Here is a 16,827-nt window from a genome sequence, read left to right as displayed (position 1 = left end):
GGCCCGGGAACGCCGAAGGCCCCGGTCGATGACCGGGGCCTTGGATCCGGAGCGGACGACGAGGCTCGAACTCGCGACCTCAACCTTGGCAAGGTTGCGCTCTACCAACTGAGCTACGTCCGCGTTGCGCCGTGGCGCGAGAGCAACTATACCCAACCTCGCTCGCGTGCGAGACGCACCGCCGCATGACGGTTCTCCGCCCCGAGCTTCGAGACGGCGGCCGACAGGTAGTTCCGCACGGTCCCCTGCGACAGCGCGGCCCGTTGCGCGATCTCCGCGACGGGCGCCCCGTCGGCGGCGAGTTCCAGCACCTCGGCCTCCCGCGCGGTCAGCGGCGAGTCGCCCGCGGCGATCGCGTCGGCCGCCAACTCGGGGTCGACGTAGCGGTTTCCGGCGTGCACCGTGCGGATGATCTCGGCGAGCCGCTGGGCGCTGACGGTCTTGGGGACGAACCCGCGCACCCCGGCCGCCAGCGCGCGCTTGAGATGCCCGGGCCGTCCGTGGCTGGTCACGATCAGCACGTGGCAGCCGGGCAGTTCGGCCCGCAGGGATGTGGCGACCTTCACACCGTCCGCGCCGGGCATCTGCAGGTCCAGCACGGCGACGTCCGGGGCGTGCGCCCGCGCCATCGCCAGCGCCTCGGGCCCGGTGGCGGCCTCGGCGACGACCAGCAGGTCGTCCTCCATCCCGAGCAGGGCGGCGAGCGCCCCCCGGATCAGGTGCTCGTCGTCGGCGAGCAGCAGGCGCAGGGGCCGTCCGGACGTCACGGGGTGACCTCCCTCACGGAAGAGGAGACGGGGGAAGCGGGGGAAAGGGGAGCGGCGGGCCCGGAGTCCGTCCCGCCGGCGGCCTCGGCGTCCTCGCCGGCACGGTCCTTGCCGGCCCGGTCCTCGGCGGCACGGTCCTCGGCGGCGGCCCGGGAGCCCGGCGGCAGCGGCACCTCGGCCGTCAGCAGGAACACCCCCCGCCCGGCCGGACCCGCCCGCAGCGTCCCGCCGATCTCGGCGAGCCGCTCCCGCAGCCCGGCCAGCCCCGACCCGCCGGAGACACCGCGGCCGGAGGCCTGACCGGGGACCTGCCCGGCCCCGGGCACCGGCGCCCCGTCGTTCTCCACGGACAGCACCGCGCGTCCCTCCGTCACCGCCAGCCGCACCGCGCAGCGCCGCGCGTCCCCGTGCCGCAGCACGTTGGTGGCCGCCTCCCGGACGACCCAGCCCAGCGCGGACTGCACCGCGGCCGGCAGCCCGGCGGCCGACCCGGTGACCGCGCAGTCGATGCCGGCCGCCTCCAGCACTCCCTGCGCCCCGGCGAGTTCGCTGCCGAGGTCGGCCTCGCGGTAGCCGCGCACGACCTCGCGCACCTCCCGCTGCGACTCCCGCGCCAGCCGCTGCACCTCGACCATCTGCGCCACGGCCTCCGGCCGCCCGCGCTGGGCCAGCTGCACGGCCAGCTCGCTCTTCAGGGCGATCACGGCGAGGTTCCGCCCCAGTACGTCGTGCAGGTCCCGCCCGAACCGCAGCCGCTCCTCGGCGACGGCCAGCCGGGCCCGGGTCTCGCGGGCCTCGTCGAGCCGGTAGACGGCGTCGAGCAGCCAGACGGAGAAGAGGGACGTGAAGGCGAGGAACCCGCCGCCGCACAGCACCGTCAGCAGGACGACCAGCACCTGCACGGCGGGGGCGCCCACCACCGCCGTCAGGGCGGCCGATCCGGCGGCGAAGCCGGCCACGATCCCGAACACCCGCCGCCGGCTGCGGACGCCCAGCGCGCAGTTCCCGACGCCGAAGATCACCACGACCCCGAAGAGCCCGCCCGCCGCCCCGGCCACGTCACCGCCGCCCGGCGCGTGCTCGACGATCGCCAGGGCGGCGAGCGCGATCACGGCGGTGACGGCGCCGAGCACCCACAGCAGCCGTACGGGCTGCTCGCGCCGCCCGCGCGTCCAGTCCAGCGCCCGGGACGCGGTCACGGCGCCCACCGCGGCGTGCAGGCAGACCAGCAGCAGCAGGGCGACGGCGACCCGCGGCCCGACCCGCCCGAAGGCGGACAGCCCGCCCACGCTCACCTCGACCACCGTGAAGGTGTGGTACGACCAGCGCGTGTAGGTCTCGACCTTGGCCGGCGTGCTCTTGCGCCGCCACCATCCCCCCGGTTCGCGCATCTCCCCGCTCCCCCCCGTACGTCAGCGCCTGGGCTCCCAGCGGAACCACCGGCGTACAGCAAACACCGCCACGGCCGTCCAGGCCACCGCCGTCGCCACGGCGCCCAGCGCCTCGTAGGCCGACAGGTCGCCGGTCCAGCCGCCGCGCACCAGGATGATGGCGGGCGACAGCGGCAGCAGTTCGCAGACGGAGGCCACCCGGTCGGGCAGCACCTCCAGCGGGACGGCCACCCCCGAACCGAGCATCGACACCATCAGCAACGGCATCGGCGTGACCTGCGCGCTCTCGGCGGTCCCGGTGAAGCTCGCGGTGAGCGCGGCCAGCGCCACGCACAGCGCGATCCCCGCCAGCAGGCCGGCGACGGCGAGGTGCGGGGCCGGCGGCGCGGGGATGTCCAGCAGGACCGTGCAGCCCACCGCCAGGAGCAGCGACTGGACGGTGCCGGCCGTGGCGGCCGGCAGCGCGGACCCGGCCAGTATCTCGGCGTCCCGCGCCTCGCCGGTGCGCAGCCGCTTCAGGACGAGCTCCTCGCGCCGGGTGACGAAGACGCCGACGAGCGCCCCGTAGACGGCGAACAGCAGCGAGAAGCCGATCGCGGCGGGCAGCATCACCGTGCCGACGGACAGCCCGACTTCGGCCAGGTCCTTCTCGTCGAGCGCCCCGCGCAGGCTGAACGGCAGCACCAGCGGCACGAACAGCACGGCGAAGAGGGTGCCCCTGCTGCGCCCGAGCAGCGTCAGCTCGGCGCGTGCGAGCGCCGCCATCCGCCCGCGCGGTGTGGTGGTCGCGTCCTTCATGCCACGTACTCCTCGGCCGTCGCGGCGCTCGCGGACGCCTCTCGCGCGATCCGCAGGAACGCCTCCTCCAGCGACGCGGACCGCACGTCCAGCCCGCGCAGTTCCACTCCGGCCCGCTCGGCCCACACCAGCAGCCCGGTCGCCGCCCGCTGGAGCTCCCGGGTGCGCAGCCGCACGGTCCGCCCGTCCACCTCGTGCCCGCACACGCCCAGCGCGTCGAGCGGCGGCAGGTCGCCCAGGAAGTAGCCGTCGGGCAGGTCGAAGGAGATCCGGGAGGGCTGGGAGGCGGTCACCTCGGCCGGTGTCCCGGTGGCGGCGATGCGCCCCCGGTGCAGGATCGCGAGCCGGTCGGCCAGCGACTCGGCCTCCTCCAGGTAGTGCGTGGTCAGCAGCACGGTCGTCCCGGTGTCGCGCAGCGCGCGCACCAGCTCCCAGGTGTCCCGGCGCCCTTCGGCGTCCAGCCCGGTCGTCGGCTCGTCCAGGAACAGCACCTCGGGCTCGCCGAGCAGCGCGAGCGCCAGGTCCAGACGCCGCCGCTCGCCCCCGGAGAGCTGCTTGACCCGTACGCCGGCCCGGTCCGCGAGCCCGACCAGCCCCAGCACCTCGGCCGTGGGCCGCGCCCCGCTGACGCAGCCCGCCCACATCCGCGCGGTCTCGGCGACGGTCAGCTCGGACGGGAAGCCGCCCTCCTGGAGCATGACCCCGGTCCGGGGCCGTACGGCGGCCCGCTCGGTGTAGGGGTCGTGCCCGAGCACCCGCACCCGTCCGCCGGCCGGCGCGGCGAGGCCCTCCAGCAGTTCGACCGTCGACGTCTTGCCCGCGCCGTTGGTGCCCAGCAGGGCGAAGACCTCCCCGCGCGGCACGGCGAAGCTGATGCCGCGCACCGCCTCGAACCCGCCCCCGTACACACGCCGCAGGTCGGTGACCTCAATCACGTGTTCGTGTTCGTTCGCTCCCATGCCTCCAGCGTCCCGGCCGGCCGGCCCCGGCGGCAGTGCGCGCTGTCATCACTCGGCATGACAAATGTCAGACCCCGCCCGCACCCCGAACACGAAGAAGACCCCGGTCGTGAGGACCGGGGTCTCTTTCCCGAGCGGACGACGAGGCTCGAACTCGCGACCTCAACCTTGGCAAGGTTGCGCTCTACCAACTGAGCTACGTCCGCATTGCGGCCGACCGGCTTTCACCGATCGGTGCGGGCACCAGCCTACCTGATCCACCGGAGTGGTCGGTACGGCGATGCAGAGCGGGTGACAGGAATTGCACACTGCGCCTTCCCCCTGGAAGGGGGATGTTCTGCTACTGAACTACACCCGCACGTCCGGAGTGAGCTGGGCCTTTCGGCCTCGCCCCTCGGCGTGCTCCAGACTCTAGCTGATCAGCGGGGGTACTGCGCAAGTCGGTTGCCGCGAGGGGCGGATGTCCGGACGGGCGACGGCCGGCGGGCCGGGGGCCCGGGCGCCGTCACTGCGCCTCGGCGAACGCCTCGTAGACCTTCTTGGGGATGCGCCCGCGGGCGGGGACCTCCAGCTTGTGGGCCTGGGCCCAGGCCCGGACGGCCGCCGGGTCGGGGGCCACCTCGGTCTGCTCGTAGGCCCGGCCGGACCGGGACCGCTTGCGGCCGGCCGCCACGTACGGGGCGAGCGCCGTGCGCAGTTCCCTGGCATTGGCCTCGTTCAGGTCGATCTCGTACGACGTGCCGTCCAGTCCGAAGGCGATCGTCTCCGCCGCTTCCGAGCCGTCGATGTCGTCGAAGAGAGTGACCACGACCTTCTGCGCCACGAATATCGGTCCCTTCGTGCGACATCTCCGGGTTGACGTCTTGCGATGAGGTGTCGGGACGTCGTGGAGATGTCGGCTGTCCGCCTGTTATCGGGCAAAGTATCTGCTAATGACAATTCATTTGTACAGTGCCCGGCAATGCAAAGTGAAGCTCGACTAAATCTCCCCGCGCGTCCGGACGCAATAGGGGTCCGCGGTCGAAGCGGGAACTTTCCCGGAACTTTTCCCGACCGCCTCCCGCCGATACCGGATCGTGACAGGGGTCACGTAGTTTCCTACAACTCTACTCGCGTAGAAATTTTGTGCGGGTAGTCTGAAGGAACCTGCTCAGCACCACACACCGGGAGTGCCAGTGGCACGCGTCGTAGTCGACGTCATGCTCAAGCCGGAGATCCTCGACCCCCAGGGCCAGGCGGTGCAGCGCGCACTGCCGCGGCTGGGTTTCGAAGGGATCTCGGACGTCCGCCAGGGAAAGCGATTCGAACTGGAAGTTGACGGGCCGGTCGACGAGGCCGCCCTCGCCCGCATCCACGATCTTGCGGAATCCTTCCTCGCCAACACCGTGATCGAGGACTTCACCGTCCGGGTCGAGGAAGTCGCGGAGGCCGTGAAGTGACCGCTCGTATTGGCGTCGTCACTTTCCCGGGCTCCCTGGACGACCGGGACACGCAGCGCGCGATCCGGGTCGCGGGTGCCGAGCCGGTCGCCCTGTGGCACAAGGACAAGGACCTCAAGCAGGTCGACGCCGTGGTGCTGTGCGGCGGCTTCTCCTACGGCGACTACCTGCGCGCGGGCGCCATCGCCCGCTTCTCGCCGGTGATGGACACCGTCATCGAGCAGGCGAAGGCCGGCCTGCCGGTCCTCGGCATCTGCAACGGCTTCCAGATCCTCACCGAGGCCCACCTGCTGCCCGGCGGCATGCTCGGCAACGACCACCTGCACTTCATCTGCCGCGACCAGAAGCTGCGGGTGGAGAACGCGGACACCGCCTGGACCGCCGACTACACGGCCGGCCAGGAGATCCACATCCCGCTGAAGAACATGGACGGCCGCTACGTGGCCGACCGGTACACGCTGGACAAGCTGGAGGCCGAGGGCCGGGTCGCGTTCCGCTACCTGGACTTCAACCCCAACGGCTCGCTCAACGACATCGCCGGCATCACCAACGAGGCCGGCAACGTCGTGGGCCTGATGCCGCACCCGGAGCACGCCGTGGAGCCGCTGATCGGCACCGGCCGCACCGACGGCCTCCCCTTCTTCACCTCGATCCTCAAGAAGCTGGTCAACGTATGAGCCGGACGCCTCTGGACACGGTCGAGCACGCGGCCGCGACCCCCGACGTCGAGCTGCCCTGGGCCGAACTCGGCCTGAAGAAGGACGAGTACGAGCGCGTGGTCGAGATCCTCGGCCGCCGGCCCACCGGTGCCGAGCTCGCCATGTACTCGGTCATGTGGTCCGAGCACTGCTCGTACAAGTCCTCCAAGGTCCACCTCCGCCAGTTCGGCGAGAAGGCCCCCGAGAACGACGCCCTGCTGGTCGGCATCGGCGAGAACGCCGGCGTGGTCGACGTCGGCCAGGGCTACGCGGTCACCTTCAAGGTCGAGTCGCACAACCACCCCTCCTACGTCGAGCCGTACCAGGGCGCGGCCACGGGTGTCGGCGGCATCGTCCGCGACATCATCGCGATGGGCGCCCGCCCGGTCGCCGTGGTCGACCCGCTGCGCTTCGGCGCCGCCGACCACCCCGACACCAAGCGCGTCCTGCCGGGCGTGGTCGCGGGCATCGGCGGCTACGGCAACTGCCTGGGCCTGCCCAACATCGGCGGCGAGGTCGTCTTCGACTCCTGCTACCAGGGCAACCCGCTGGTGAACGCCGGCTGCATCGGCGTGATGCGCCACGAGGACATCCACCTCGCCAAGGCGTCCGGCGCCGGCAACAAGGTCATCCTGTACGGCGCCCGCACCGGCGGCGACGGCATCGGCGGCGCCTCGATCCTGGCCTCGGAGACCTTCGACGACGCCAAGCCCTCCAAGCGCCCGGCCGTCCAGGTCGGCGACCCCTTCCAGGAGAAGCTCCTCATCGAGTGCACCCTGGAGGCCTTCAAGGAGAAGCTGGTCGTCGGCATCCAGGACCTGGGCGCGGCCGGCCTGTCCTGCGCCACGAGCGAGCTCGCCTCGAACGGCTCCGGCGGCATGCGCGTCACCCTGGACGACGTGCCCCTGCGCGACTCCACGCTCTCGCCCGAGGAGATCCTCATGAGCGAGTCGCAGGAGCGCATGTGCGCGGTGGTCGAGCCGGAGAAGGTCGACCGCTTCCTGGAGATCTGCGACAAGTGGGACGTCATCGCCACCGTCATCGGTGAGGTCACCGACGGCGACCGCCTGGAGATCTTCTGGCACGGCGAGAAGATCGTCGACGTCGACCCGCGCACGGTCGCCCACGAGGGCCCGACCTACGAGCGCCCCTACGCCCGCCCCGAGTGGCAGGACGCGCTGCAGGCCGACGACGCGAACAAGCTGCCGCGCCCGCGGACGGCCGAGGAGCTGAAGGACCAGGTCCTGAAGCTGGTCGCCTCCCCCAACCAGGCCTCCAAGTCCTGGATCACCTCGCAGTACGACCGGTTCGTGCAGGGCAACACGGTCCTCGCCCAGCCCGAGGACTCCGGCATGATCCGCATCGACGAGGAGACCGGCCTGGGCGTGGCCATCGCCACCGACGGCAACGGCCGGTACGCCAAGCTCGACCCCTACACGGGCGCGCAGCTGGCCCTGGCGGAGGCGTACCGCAACGTCGCCACCACCGGCGCCAAGCCGCTGGCCGTCTCCGACTGCCTCAACTTCGGCTCGCCCGAGGACCCGGCGGTCATGTGGCAGTTCGCCGAGGCCGTGCGCGGTCTGGCCGACGCCTGCCAGCAGCTGGGCACCCCGGTGACCGGCGGCAACGTCTCGCTCTACAACCAGACCGGCGAGGCCGCCATCCACCCGACGCCGGTCGTCGCCGTCCTCGGCGTGATCGACGACGTGGCCCGCCGCACCCCGGTCGCCTTCCAGGAGGAGGGCCAGCTGCTCTACCTCCTCGGCGACACCCGCGAGGAGTTCGGCGGTTCGGCCTGGTCCCAGGTGATCCACGACCACCTGGGCGGCCTGCCCCCGCAGGTCGACCTGGAGCGCGAGCGCCTGCTCGCCGAGATCCTGGTCTCCGCCTCCCGCGACGGCATGATCGACTCCGCGCACGACCTGTCCGACGGCGGTCTGGTCCAGGCGGTCGTGGAGTCGGCGCTGCTCGGGGAGAAGGGCGCCCGCCTGGTCGTCCCCGACGGCCTGGACGCCTTCACCTTCCTGTTCTCCGAGTCGGCCGGCCGCGCCCTGGTCGCCGTGCCGCGCTCGGAGGAGCTCCGCTTCACCGACATGTGCGGCGCGCGCGGCCTGCCCGCCACCCGCGTCGGTGTCGTGGACGGCGACACGGTGGAGGTCCAGGGCGAGTTCGCCCTCACCCTGGCCGAGCTGCGCGAGGCCCACGAGGGCACCATCCCGGCGCTGCTCGCGTAGGCACCTTCCGGGGAGCCCCCGTCCGGTCCGCCGGGCGGGGGCTCCCGCATGTCCGGCGCCGGACCGGGCACGCTTGCACGTAATTACGTACTTCCGTAATATGTGGCTCATGGATCTCGAACGACGCGTCACCGACCTGGAACGCCGCCTGGCCGCCCTGGAGGCCGCGGAGCGGCCCGCGCCCCGTCCCGACGAGGGCGACTTCTGGGCCCTGGAGGGATGGAGGGCGCGGCTGGCCGAGCTCGGCGAGGCCGACGGAGGCGTCCTGTTCACCGGCGCCGTACGGCTGCCCACGGGGGAGCAGTACGCGTGGCAGGAGGGCACGCTGACCGGGGACCTGCTCGACGGCGACTGGCAGCCGGCCGCCGACGCCTTCGCCGCGCTCGGCCACCCGGTCCGGCTGCGGCTGCTCCGCGAGATCCTCGACGGCCGGCGCACCGCCGCCGAGCTCGCCGGCCTCGACGAGGTCGGCACGACCGGCCAGATCTACCACCACCTGCGCCACCTGACCGGCACGGGCTGGCTCCACACCACCGGCCGGGGCCGCTACGAGGTCCCGCCCGGCCGGGTGGTGCCGCTGCTGGTCGCCCTGTCCGCGACCCGCTCCTGACCGGACCGGCGCCGGGCTCGACAGCCGCGCCCGGCATGGGGGAACGACGACCGCGCGCACCGGGGTCCGCCGCCCGGGCCGCCGCACCCGCTGTCCGCGGAGGCGGCCGGGCGCGAGCGGGCCGGCCGGCCGCCCGCCGCGGGGACCCCGGCAACCCGACCGCACCGCCCGGCCCTGCGGGCCGAGGGGCGGCCCCGGCCCGGGGCGACCCCTTCCGCCGGCGCGGCCCCGGCGTGCCCCGCGGCGGCGAGGTGTCCCGGGCGCCCGGGGCGACCGTCCGGCCCGCCCAGGGTCTGTCTGACCATTCCCGCCTGTCTCGCGACGCCCTGACGCACTCTCGCCGCACCGGGCGCAGAGCCGAGTACGTCCCGTACGAGGCTCTGCGCCCGGCACGCCGAGAACACACCCGACGCCGCGGGACCGCCCTCCGGGCGACGACGGGAAGGGTCAGGCAGCCCTTAGGCTGATCCCCATGCCCCCGGCCAAGAAGCGCTCCCGCACCTACGACCCGGTCAAGATCCGCACCGCCGTCCTGGCCCAGTTCGGCAACGTACGGGCGGCCGTCCCCAGCCTGACCCCGGAGCAGCTCGCGCTGCCCACCCGGCTCGGCGACTGGACCGTGCGGGAGCTGGTCGCGCACGTGGGGATGGCGCTGCGGGCGGTCGTCCGGCTGACCGACCTGCCGGCACCGGCGCGGCAGGACGGCACGCTGCTCGACTGGCCGTCCGCGATCGGCGCCTCGGCGCCGGACATCGCCGGCCACGCCCGCGCCCTGGCCGAGGACCACCCGGACCTGGACGCCTACCTCGCCGCCACCGAGGAGCGCTTCACCGCCTCCCTCGCCGCCCACCCGGGCGGCCGGCTGCTCGACACCAACGCCGGTGCCCTGCCCCTGTCCGACTACCTGGTCACCCGCACCGTCGAGCTGATCGTCCACACCGACGACCTCAACGACGCCGTGCCCGGCCTCGCCGTCCCCTACGACCGCCAGGCCCTGGCCGCCTGCACCCGGCTGCTCGCCGACGCGCTCGCCGCCAGGGCACCCGGGGGCTCCACGGAGGTGCGCGTCCCGCCGTACGCCGTCGTGCAGTGCGTCGAGGGGCCGCGGCACACCCGGGGCACCCCGCCCAACGTGGTCGAGACCGACCCGCTCACCTGGATCCGGCTGGCGGCCGGCCGCACGACGTGGCGGGACGCGGTACGGGACGCCAAGGTCAGCGCCAGCGGCGAACGGGCGGACCTGACGGCGTACCTGCCGCTGCTGGGGTAAGGGGAACCGTTCGCCCCGCATCCCCGTCGAAGGGGCATGGACACGCTCAAGCAGCGCATGACCCTGACGGCCGCCGCCGTGCTCGTCCCGCTGGTGGCGGCCTGCGGCGGCGAACGGGCGGGCAGCGGCTCGGCCGGCACCGAGCGGCCCGTCACCGGCGTCCGCTGGAGCGTCGACAGCGTCACCGTCGACGGCACCACGCACCGCGCCCCCGCCGACGCCCACCTGACGATCCACCAGGCCGGCCGGGCCGAGGGCAGCCTCGGCTGCAACCACTTCAGCGCCCGGGCCGCCCTCGACGGCGACCGGGTCCGCCTCAGCGACACCACGGCGACCGAGAAGGCCTGCGAGGACCGGCCCACGGCCTTCGAGAGGACCCTCTCCCGCACCCTCGCCGAGAGCGCCCTGACGACCGAGGTGACGGACGGCCGCCTCACCCTCACCACCGAAGACGGCGACACCGTCCGGCTGACCAGGGACACCGCCCGCCCCGCCCCGCTGCACGGCACCACGTGGACGATCACCGGCACCGGCGGCCGCGCCCGCCTCACCTTCGACGACGCGAAGGACACCGTCTCCGGCCGCCTCGGCTGCAACCACGTCACCGCCCGGGCCGCCGTCCGCGACGGCCATATCACCGTCGGTGCGCCCTCGACGACCCGAATGATGTGCGAAGACTCACTCATGGACACCGAGAAGAGGCTGCTGCGCCTCTTCGACGGACGCCTGCGCTACGCGGTCGACCACCGCACCCTCACCCTGACCAGCGACGACGGCACCAGCGTCCGGGCGGTCGCCGAGCGGTGATCCACTTTTGGTCCGGCATCCCCAATTCGGACCGGTGGTCGATCTCGCCTACACTCGAAGACGTGCCACGTGGTGACGGACGACTCAACCACGACCTGCTCCCCGGCGAGAAGGGCCCCCAGGACGCTTGCGGCGTCTTCGGTGTCTGGGCTCCGGGTGAAGAGGTCGCCAAGCTCACGTACTTCGGGCTCTACGCCCTCCAGCATCGGGGTCAGGAATCCGCGGGTATCGCGGTCAGCAACGGCTCCCAGATCCTCGTCTTCAAGGACATGGGCCTGGTCTCCCAGGTCTTCGACGAGACCTCGCTCGGTTCGCTCCAGGGTCACATCGCGGTCGGTCACGCCCGCTACTCGACCACCGGCGCCTCCGTGTGGGAGAACGCCCAGCCGACGTTCCGCGCCACCGCGCACGGTTCCATCGCGCTCGGTCACAACGGCAACCTGGTCAACACGGCCCAGCTCGCCGAGATGGTCGCCGACCTGCCCAAGCAGGAGGGCGGCCGCGCCCCGCGCGTGGCGGCCACCAACGACACCGACCTGCTCACCGCGCTCCTCGCGGCCCAGGTCGACGAGGACGGCAAGCCGCTGACCATCGAGGAGGCCGCGCACCACATCCTCCCGCAGGTCCAGGGCGCCTTCTCGCTCGTCTTCATGGACGAGCACACGCTGTACGCCGCCCGCGACCCGCAGGGCATCCGCCCGCTGGTCCTCGGCCGGCTGGAGCGCGGCTGGGTCGTCGCCTCCGAGACCGCCGCCCTCGACATCACGGGCGCCAGCTTCGTCCGCGAGATCGAGCCGGGCGAGTTCGTCGCCATCGACGAGAACGGTCTGCGCACCTCCCGATTCGCGGAAGCGAAGCCCAAGGGCTGCGTCTTCGAGTACGTCTACCTGGCCCGCCCGGACACCGACATCGCCGGCCGGAACGTGTACCTCTCCCGTGTGGAGATGGGCCGCCGCCTGGCGAAGGAAGCCCCCGTCGAGGCCGACCTCGTCATAGCGACCCCGGAGTCCGGCACCCCGGCCGCCATCGGCTACGCGGAGGCCTCCGGCATCCCGTTCGGCGCCGGCCTGGTGAAGAACGCCTACGTCGGCCGGACGTTCATCCAGCCCTCGCAGACGATCCGGCAGCTGGGCATCCGCCTGAAGCTGAACCCGCTGAAGGAAGTCATCAAGGGCAAGCGCCTGGTCGTCGTCGACGACTCGATCGTGCGCGGCAACACCCAGCGGGCCCTGGTCCGCATGCTGCGCGAGGCCGGCGCCGCCGAGGTCCACATCCGGATCTCCTCGCCGCCCGTGAAGTGGCCCTGCTTCTTCGGCATCGACTTCGCCACCCGCGCGGAGCTCATCGCCAACGGCATGACCATCGAGGAGATCGGCACCTCGCTCGGCGCCGACTCCCTGGCGTACATCTCCCTCGACGGCATGATCGAGGCGACCACCATCGCCAAGCCGAACCTGTGCCGCGCCTGCTTCGACGGCGAGTACCCGATGGAGCTGCCCGACCCCGAGCTCCTCGGCAAGCAGCTCCTGGAGACCGAGCTGGCCGCCGGGCCCGCCGCCACGGCCGCCGCCGACGCCATCCGCCGCCCGTAGGGCGCCCCGCAATACCTGCCGTACGACACGAAGGTTCTCATCGTCATGTCTGAGACAACTGGTGCCAGCTACGCAGCCGCGGGCGTCGACATCGAAGCGGGCGACCGCGCGGTCGAGCTGATGAAGGAGTGGGTGAAGAAGACCCAGCGCCCCGAGGTCCTCGGCGGCCTCGGCGGTTTCGCCGGCCTCTTCGACGCCTCCGCCCTCAAGCGGTACGAGCGCCCGCTGCTCGCCTCCGCCACCGACGGCGTCGGCACGAAGGTCGACGTCGCCCGCCGGCTGGGCGTCTACGACACCATCGGCCACGACCTGGTCGCCATGGTCATGGACGACATCGTGGTGTGCGGCGCCGAGCCGCTGTTCATGACCGACTACATCTGCGTCGGCAAGGTCCACCCCGAGCGCGTCGCCGCGATCGTCAAGGGCATCGCCGAGGGCTGTGTGCTGGCCGGCTGCGCCCTGGTGGGCGGCGAGACGGCCGAGCACCCGGGCCTGCTGGGTCCGGACGACTTCGACGTCGCCGGCGCGGGCACGGGCGTGGTGGAGGCCGACCGGCTGCTCGGCGCGGATCGCATCCGTACGGGTGACGCGGTCGTCGCCATGGCGTCCTCCGGACTTCACTCGAACGGGTACTCGCTGGTCCGGCACGTCCTGCTGAACCAGGCGGGCCTGGCCCTGGAGGCGCACGTCGACGAGCTCGGCCGCACCCTCGGCGAGGAGCTGCTGGAGCCCACGAAGATCTACTCGCTGGACTGCCTGGCCCTGATGCGCACCACCGAGGTGCACGCCTTCAGCCACGTCACCGGCGGCGGCCTCGCGGCCAACCTGGCCCGGGTGATCCCCGACGGGCTGCACGCGGTCGTCGACCGTTCCACCTGGACCCCCGCCCCGGTCTTCGACCTCGTCGGGACGACGGGCCGGGTCGAGCGCCTGGAGCTGGAGAAGACGCTGAACATGGGCGTCGGCATGATCGCGATCGTGCCGCAGGAGTCCGCGGACGCGGCCCTGACGACCCTGGCCGACCGCGGCGTGGACGCCTGGGTGGCCGGCGAGATCACCGAGCGCGGCGACCACACCACCGGCGCCGCCCTGGTCGGCGACTACGCGAACTGAGACACGCGGAGAGGGGTCATGACCACGGAGACGAGGTCATGACCCCCGCGGGCAGCACAGAACCCGGTCGGTGACCGAGGTCACCGACCGGGTTGCTGCTCAGTGCAAGGTCAAGCGCCGCGACGGTGGCGCGAGGAGTCCTCTTCCTCGTCCTCGTCGTCGTCCTCGTAGAGGTCGGCGTACCGTGCGTACAGGTCGTCGTCATGCTCATCGTCCTCGAAACGGTCGCCGTTCGGCGACGCGTTCGACGTCGATGCGCCCAGCTCCTCGGCCAGGCGTGAGAGGTCAGTCCCACCGCTGTTGTACTTCAGCTGGCGGGCGACCTTCGTCTGCTTGGCCTTGGCCCGGCCGCGCCCCATGGCTCGACCCCCTCAACGACGGGGCTCGACGGCCCCAGAGTCTTGACACGCGTTCATGGTCCGGAACGGGCTCTCCGTGGAGAGACCGGTCCGTAGGGCTTCCACGGTACCTGAGCCCGCGCCCATACGGTACGTCGCCCGCACGACGTGCCCGTGCCCAGAACCTTCGAGGCGCCCCGTCCTCGCTGGTCAACCGCGATTTTAACCACTTATCCGCGGTCGACCCGCCGGAGGAAGTGAGAGTTCTCTCGAAGTGCCCTCCGGCGGGTACCGGCCGAACGCGCCGCGCGGGCCCCGGATCAGTGCCGGGGACGCGCCTCCGCCATCCGCTGCTCGGCGATCCGGTCGGCCGCGGCGGCCGGCGGAATCCCGTCGGTCTTCGCACGTGCGAAGATCGCGAGCGTGGTGTCGAAGATCTTCGCCGCCTTCGCCTTGCACCGGTCGAAGTCGAACCCGTGCAGTTCGTCGGCCACCTGGATGACCCCGCCGGCGTTCACCACGTAGTCCGGCGCGTAGAGGATGCCGCGGTCGGCGAGGTCCTTCTCCACGCCCGGGTGGGCGAGCTGGTTGTTGGCGGCCCCGCAGACCACCCGGGCGGTCAGCACCGGCACGGTGTCGTCGTTCAGGGCGCCGCCGAGCGCGCAGGGCGCGTAGACGTCCAGGCCCTCGACGCGGATCAGGGCGTCGGTGTCGGCGACGGCCGTCACGCCCTCGGGGTGCCGGTCGAGGATCCGCCGTACGGCGTCCTCCCGCACGTCCGTGATCACGACCTCGGCGCCCTCGTCGCGCAGGTGGTCGACGAGGTGGTGGCCGACCTTGCCGACGCCGGCGATGCCGACCCGGCGCCCGCGCAGCGTCGGGTCGCCCCACAGGTGCTGGGCCGAGGCCCGCATGCCCTGGTAGACGCCGTAGGCGGTGAGCACGGAGGAGTCGCCGGCGCCGCCGTTCTCGGGGGAGCGGCCGGTGGTCCAGCGGCAGGCGCGCGCCACGACGTCCATGTCGGCGACGTACGTCCCGACGTCGCAGGCCGTGACGTACCGGCCGCCGAGCGAGGCGACGAACCGGCCGTAGGCGAGGAGCAGTTCCTCGCTCTTGACCGTCTCCGGGTCGCCGATGATCACGGCCTTCCCGCCGCCGTGGTCGAGACCGGCCATGGCGTTCTTGTACGACATCCCGCGGGCGAGGTTCAGCGCGTCGGCGACGGCCTCCTCCTCGGTCGCGTACGGGTAGAAGCGCGTACCGCCGAGCGCGGGGCCCAGGGCGGTGGAGTGGATGGCGATGACGGCCTTGAGGCCGCTGGCGCGGTCCTGGCAGAGCACGACCTGCTCGTGCCCCCCTTGGTCCGAGTGGAAGAGGGTGTGCAGGACGCCGTCGGTTACGTCGGTCACTGTGGTGACTCCTGAGTAAGTAGCGGCGGGTGGAGGCAGGCCCCGTGCGGGTGGCGGCGCCTGTGAGCACGAGATTAGAGCCTGCCGGGCCCGCCGAGCGCACCGTGTTCGGGATCACCTTCTCGCGGAGTGCGTCCGTGGGACGATTTGCTGGGATTTACCGCGTGTGCGCGTGGGGCCCGGCAGTTTTCCGCGACGGCGAGCAGGGGAGGGAGCAGGCGTGCCCAAGGTGTCCTCGGTGATCGTCCCCTACGCGGCCTACCTGCGGGTGTACGAGCCGCTGGCCGCCTTCCCCGAGCCGGAGCGCAGCCACTGGGAGCGCTACGCCCGCCGCGCCGACCGCCCCTCGTACCAGGAGGAGCTGCGCCGCGCGCTGGCCGACCTGGTGCCCACCCCGCCCGTCCCGGTGCCGGTGCACGAGAGCGGGGACGCCTTCGTGCTCGACGCCGAGGGCGTGCTCTGCGTCTGCCCCTGGCGCACCCGGCTGCGCGGCTGGCAGGCCCTGGCCGAGCTCGCCGAGGAGCTCCCGCCGCCCGTCCTGGACGCGGTCCTGCCCCCGGTGCTGCGCCGCCAGGCCGCCCAGGACTACGAGCGCTGGCTCGCCGGCCACCCGGACGCCCGGCCCTGGATCCGCACGGCGACCTGGCAGGTGCCGATCAACTGGTTCGTCCTGGTCTCCGACGAGGAGCGGGAGTACGACCAGGGCTCCGGCCCGGCCGGGGACACCGCGCCGGTGCTGCGCTACCGCACGCCGATGGTCCAGGCCCGGCGCCGGGTGGCCCGGGCCCTGCGGGCGCTCAAGGAGGCCGTCGACGAGGGGCCGCTCATCGACGGCCTGGTGGACGTCGGCCGGTGGCTGGAGGAGTTCCACCCGCGCTCGTACGTGGAGCTGGACTACGGCGGCCTGGTGCACGCCCTGTCGGCCGGCACGCTGCGGGACGACCACTCGGCGGCGGACGTCGCCGAGGGCATCGCGGCCCTGCGGCGCGGCGACGGGGCGGCCGCCGGAGCGGCGTACGGGCGGTTGGTGGAGCGCTGGCGCGCGGTGCGCGACCTGCGCTCCGCGAACTGACGTTTGACCAGACGCCCTTCTTGGGGTTTCGTCGTCGCCCTGGGGTTCTGAGGTTCCGTCAACATCGTGCTGACAACGGACGTAGGGGCCGATCCGGGCTTATGTGTCAACCGTCTCAAGCGTGACGGACCGCACGTACATGGCCCTTGCGCCCCTTGCCCTCCCTCATGCCAAAATAGGACAAGGAGTCCGGGCAGGACTCTCTTCGTCCTGGTGTGATGCACTGTGGGCGGAATCTCAGCATTGCACGCTTTGGGGGGTCATGAAGACTCCAGATCGCCACTGTGACTGATCGTCACAGTGGCGTGACTGTCCGCTATGGCATGGTCC

16 protein-coding genes and 3 tRNA genes are annotated in these 16,827 nt (G+C 72.5%); 9 read left to right on the top strand and 10 right to left on the bottom strand.

Going from position 1 to position 16,827, the window contains the following annotated elements; translation table 11 throughout:
* Positions 1–50 precede the first annotated feature (50 nt).
* The 8 genes from ACIF8T_RS05840 to ACIF8T_RS05805 all read right to left on the bottom strand — a co-directional run bounded on the left by ACIF8T_RS05840 (position 51) and on the right by ACIF8T_RS05805 (position 4,738).
* Positions 51–123 (bottom strand) — tRNA-Gly (locus ACIF8T_RS05840).
* A 23-nt stretch (positions 124–146) separates the two neighbouring features.
* Positions 147–767: a response regulator gene (locus tag ACIF8T_RS05835; protein WP_400031593.1), complete on the bottom strand. Its 621-nt coding sequence runs from the start codon at positions 765–767 to the stop codon at positions 147–149.
* Positions 764–2,158 (bottom strand): sensor histidine kinase, encoded by a 1,395-nt coding sequence (locus ACIF8T_RS05830; protein ID WP_400031591.1) that lies wholly within the window; start codon positions 2,156–2,158, stop codon positions 764–766. The genes ACIF8T_RS05835 and ACIF8T_RS05830 overlap by 4 nt, the downstream gene beginning before the upstream one ends.
* A gap of 21 nt (positions 2,159–2,179) precedes the next feature.
* Positions 2,180–2,956 (bottom strand): ABC transporter permease, encoded by a 777-nt coding sequence (locus tag ACIF8T_RS05825; RefSeq protein WP_400031589.1) that lies wholly within the window; start codon positions 2,954–2,956, stop codon positions 2,180–2,182.
* On the bottom strand, positions 2,953–3,915 hold the full coding sequence (locus tag ACIF8T_RS05820) for an ABC transporter ATP-binding protein (protein WP_400031587.1): 963 nt from the start codon (positions 3,913–3,915) through the stop codon (positions 2,953–2,955). The genes ACIF8T_RS05825 and ACIF8T_RS05820 overlap by 4 nt, the downstream gene beginning before the upstream one ends.
* A gap of 133 nt (positions 3,916–4,048) precedes the next feature.
* Positions 4,049–4,121, bottom strand: a tRNA-Gly gene (locus ACIF8T_RS05815).
* Positions 4,122–4,201: 80 nt separating this feature from the next.
* A tRNA-Gly gene (locus tag ACIF8T_RS05810) sits at positions 4,202–4,273 on the bottom strand.
* 147 nt (positions 4,274–4,420) lie between these two features.
* Positions 4,421–4,738 carry an Lsr2 family protein gene (locus ACIF8T_RS05805; protein ID WP_400031585.1) on the bottom strand — a complete coding sequence of 106 codons (318 nt, stop codon included), beginning with the start codon at positions 4,736–4,738 and terminating at the stop codon, positions 4,421–4,423.
* Between the two features lie 352 nt (positions 4,739–5,090).
* On the opposite strand from ACIF8T_RS05805, the gene purS reads away from it, so the two are divergent.
* The 8 genes from purS to purM all read left to right on the top strand — a co-directional run bounded on the left by purS (position 5,091) and on the right by purM (position 13,678).
* A complete protein-coding gene (purS, locus tag ACIF8T_RS05800) occupies positions 5,091–5,354 on the top strand; it encodes a phosphoribosylformylglycinamidine synthase subunit PurS (RefSeq protein WP_010045045.1) in 264 nt (87 codons plus the stop codon).
* On the top strand, positions 5,351–6,031 hold the full coding sequence (purQ, locus tag ACIF8T_RS05795; RefSeq protein ID WP_400031583.1) for a phosphoribosylformylglycinamidine synthase subunit PurQ: 681 nt from the start codon (positions 5,351–5,353) through the stop codon (positions 6,029–6,031). Before purS ends, purQ begins: the two co-directional genes overlap by 4 nt.
* Positions 6,028–8,286 carry a phosphoribosylformylglycinamidine synthase subunit PurL gene (gene purL, locus ACIF8T_RS05790; RefSeq protein WP_400031581.1) on the top strand — a complete coding sequence of 753 codons (2,259 nt, stop codon included), beginning with the start codon at positions 6,028–6,030 and terminating at the stop codon, positions 8,284–8,286. The genes purQ and purL overlap by 4 nt, the downstream gene beginning before the upstream one ends.
* A gap of 109 nt (positions 8,287–8,395) precedes the next feature.
* Positions 8,396–8,896, top strand: a complete 501-nt coding sequence (locus ACIF8T_RS05785) for an ArsR/SmtB family transcription factor (protein WP_400031579.1) — start codon at positions 8,396–8,398, stop codon at positions 8,894–8,896.
* Positions 8,897–9,368: 472 nt separating this feature from the next.
* Positions 9,369–10,166, top strand: coding sequence for a sterol carrier family protein (locus tag ACIF8T_RS05780; protein WP_400031577.1), 798 nt, complete (start codon positions 9,369–9,371; stop codon positions 10,164–10,166).
* Positions 10,167–10,202: 36 nt separating this feature from the next.
* Positions 10,203–10,973: an META domain-containing protein gene (locus tag ACIF8T_RS05775; RefSeq protein WP_400031575.1), complete on the top strand. Its 771-nt coding sequence runs from the start codon at positions 10,203–10,205 to the stop codon at positions 10,971–10,973.
* A 62-nt stretch (positions 10,974–11,035) separates the two neighbouring features.
* On the top strand, positions 11,036–12,565 hold the full coding sequence (purF, locus tag ACIF8T_RS05770) for an amidophosphoribosyltransferase (protein WP_400031573.1): 1,530 nt from the start codon (positions 11,036–11,038) through the stop codon (positions 12,563–12,565).
* 45 nt (positions 12,566–12,610) lie between these two features.
* A complete protein-coding gene (gene purM, locus ACIF8T_RS05765; protein WP_400031571.1) occupies positions 12,611–13,678 on the top strand; it encodes a phosphoribosylformylglycinamidine cyclo-ligase in 1,068 nt (355 codons plus the stop codon).
* A 110-nt stretch (positions 13,679–13,788) separates the two neighbouring features.
* On the opposite strand, the gene ACIF8T_RS05760 is transcribed toward purM, so the two are convergent.
* On the bottom strand, positions 13,789–14,037 hold the full coding sequence (locus tag ACIF8T_RS05760) for a DUF3073 domain-containing protein (RefSeq protein ID WP_400031569.1): 249 nt from the start codon (positions 14,035–14,037) through the stop codon (positions 13,789–13,791).
* A 299-nt stretch (positions 14,038–14,336) separates the two neighbouring features.
* Positions 14,337–15,425: a Leu/Phe/Val dehydrogenase gene (locus tag ACIF8T_RS05755; RefSeq protein ID WP_400031567.1), complete on the bottom strand. Its 1,089-nt coding sequence runs from the start codon at positions 15,423–15,425 to the stop codon at positions 14,337–14,339.
* Positions 15,426–15,645: 220 nt separating this feature from the next.
* Here ACIF8T_RS05755 and ACIF8T_RS05750 point away from each other — a divergent pair, with 220 nt between their 5' ends.
* Positions 15,646–16,497, top strand: coding sequence for a hypothetical protein (locus ACIF8T_RS05750; RefSeq protein WP_400031565.1), 852 nt, complete (start codon positions 15,646–15,648; stop codon positions 16,495–16,497).
* Positions 16,498–16,827 lie beyond the last annotated feature (330 nt).

This window comes from Streptomyces sp. NPDC085946, from assembly GCF_044540485.1.
GTDB lineage: Bacteria > Actinomycetota > Actinomycetes > Streptomycetales > Streptomycetaceae > Streptomyces.
Note: the sequence above shows the minus strand (reverse complement) of the source record. Positions and strands in the feature narration are given on the sequence as shown.

Bases quoted from the DNA above. Each gene is read 5' to 3' on its own strand.
- ACIF8T_RS05830 (WP_400031591.1), bottom strand. From the start codon at position 2,158: ATGCGCGAACCGGGGGGATGGTGGCGGCGCAAGAGCACGCCGGCCAAG.
- ACIF8T_RS05825 (WP_400031589.1), bottom strand. From the start codon at position 2,956: ATGAAGGACGCGACCACCACACCGCGCGGGCGGATGGCGGCGCTCGCA.
- ACIF8T_RS05820 (WP_400031587.1), bottom strand. From the start codon at position 3,915: ATGGGAGCGAACGAACACGAACACGTGATTGAGGTCACCGACCTGCGG.
- purL (WP_400031581.1), top strand. From the start codon at position 6,028: ATGAGCCGGACGCCTCTGGACACGGTCGAGCACGCGGCCGCGACCCCC.
- ACIF8T_RS05785 (WP_400031579.1), top strand. From the start codon at position 8,396: ATGGATCTCGAACGACGCGTCACCGACCTGGAACGCCGCCTGGCCGCC.
- ACIF8T_RS05780 (WP_400031577.1), top strand. From the start codon at position 9,369: ATGCCCCCGGCCAAGAAGCGCTCCCGCACCTACGACCCGGTCAAGATC.
- ACIF8T_RS05775 (WP_400031575.1), top strand. From the start codon at position 10,203: ATGGACACGCTCAAGCAGCGCATGACCCTGACGGCCGCCGCCGTGCTC.
- purM (WP_400031571.1), top strand. From the start codon at position 12,611: ATGTCTGAGACAACTGGTGCCAGCTACGCAGCCGCGGGCGTCGACATC.
- ACIF8T_RS05760 (WP_400031569.1), bottom strand. From the start codon at position 14,037: ATGGGGCGCGGCCGGGCCAAGGCCAAGCAGACGAAGGTCGCCCGCCAG.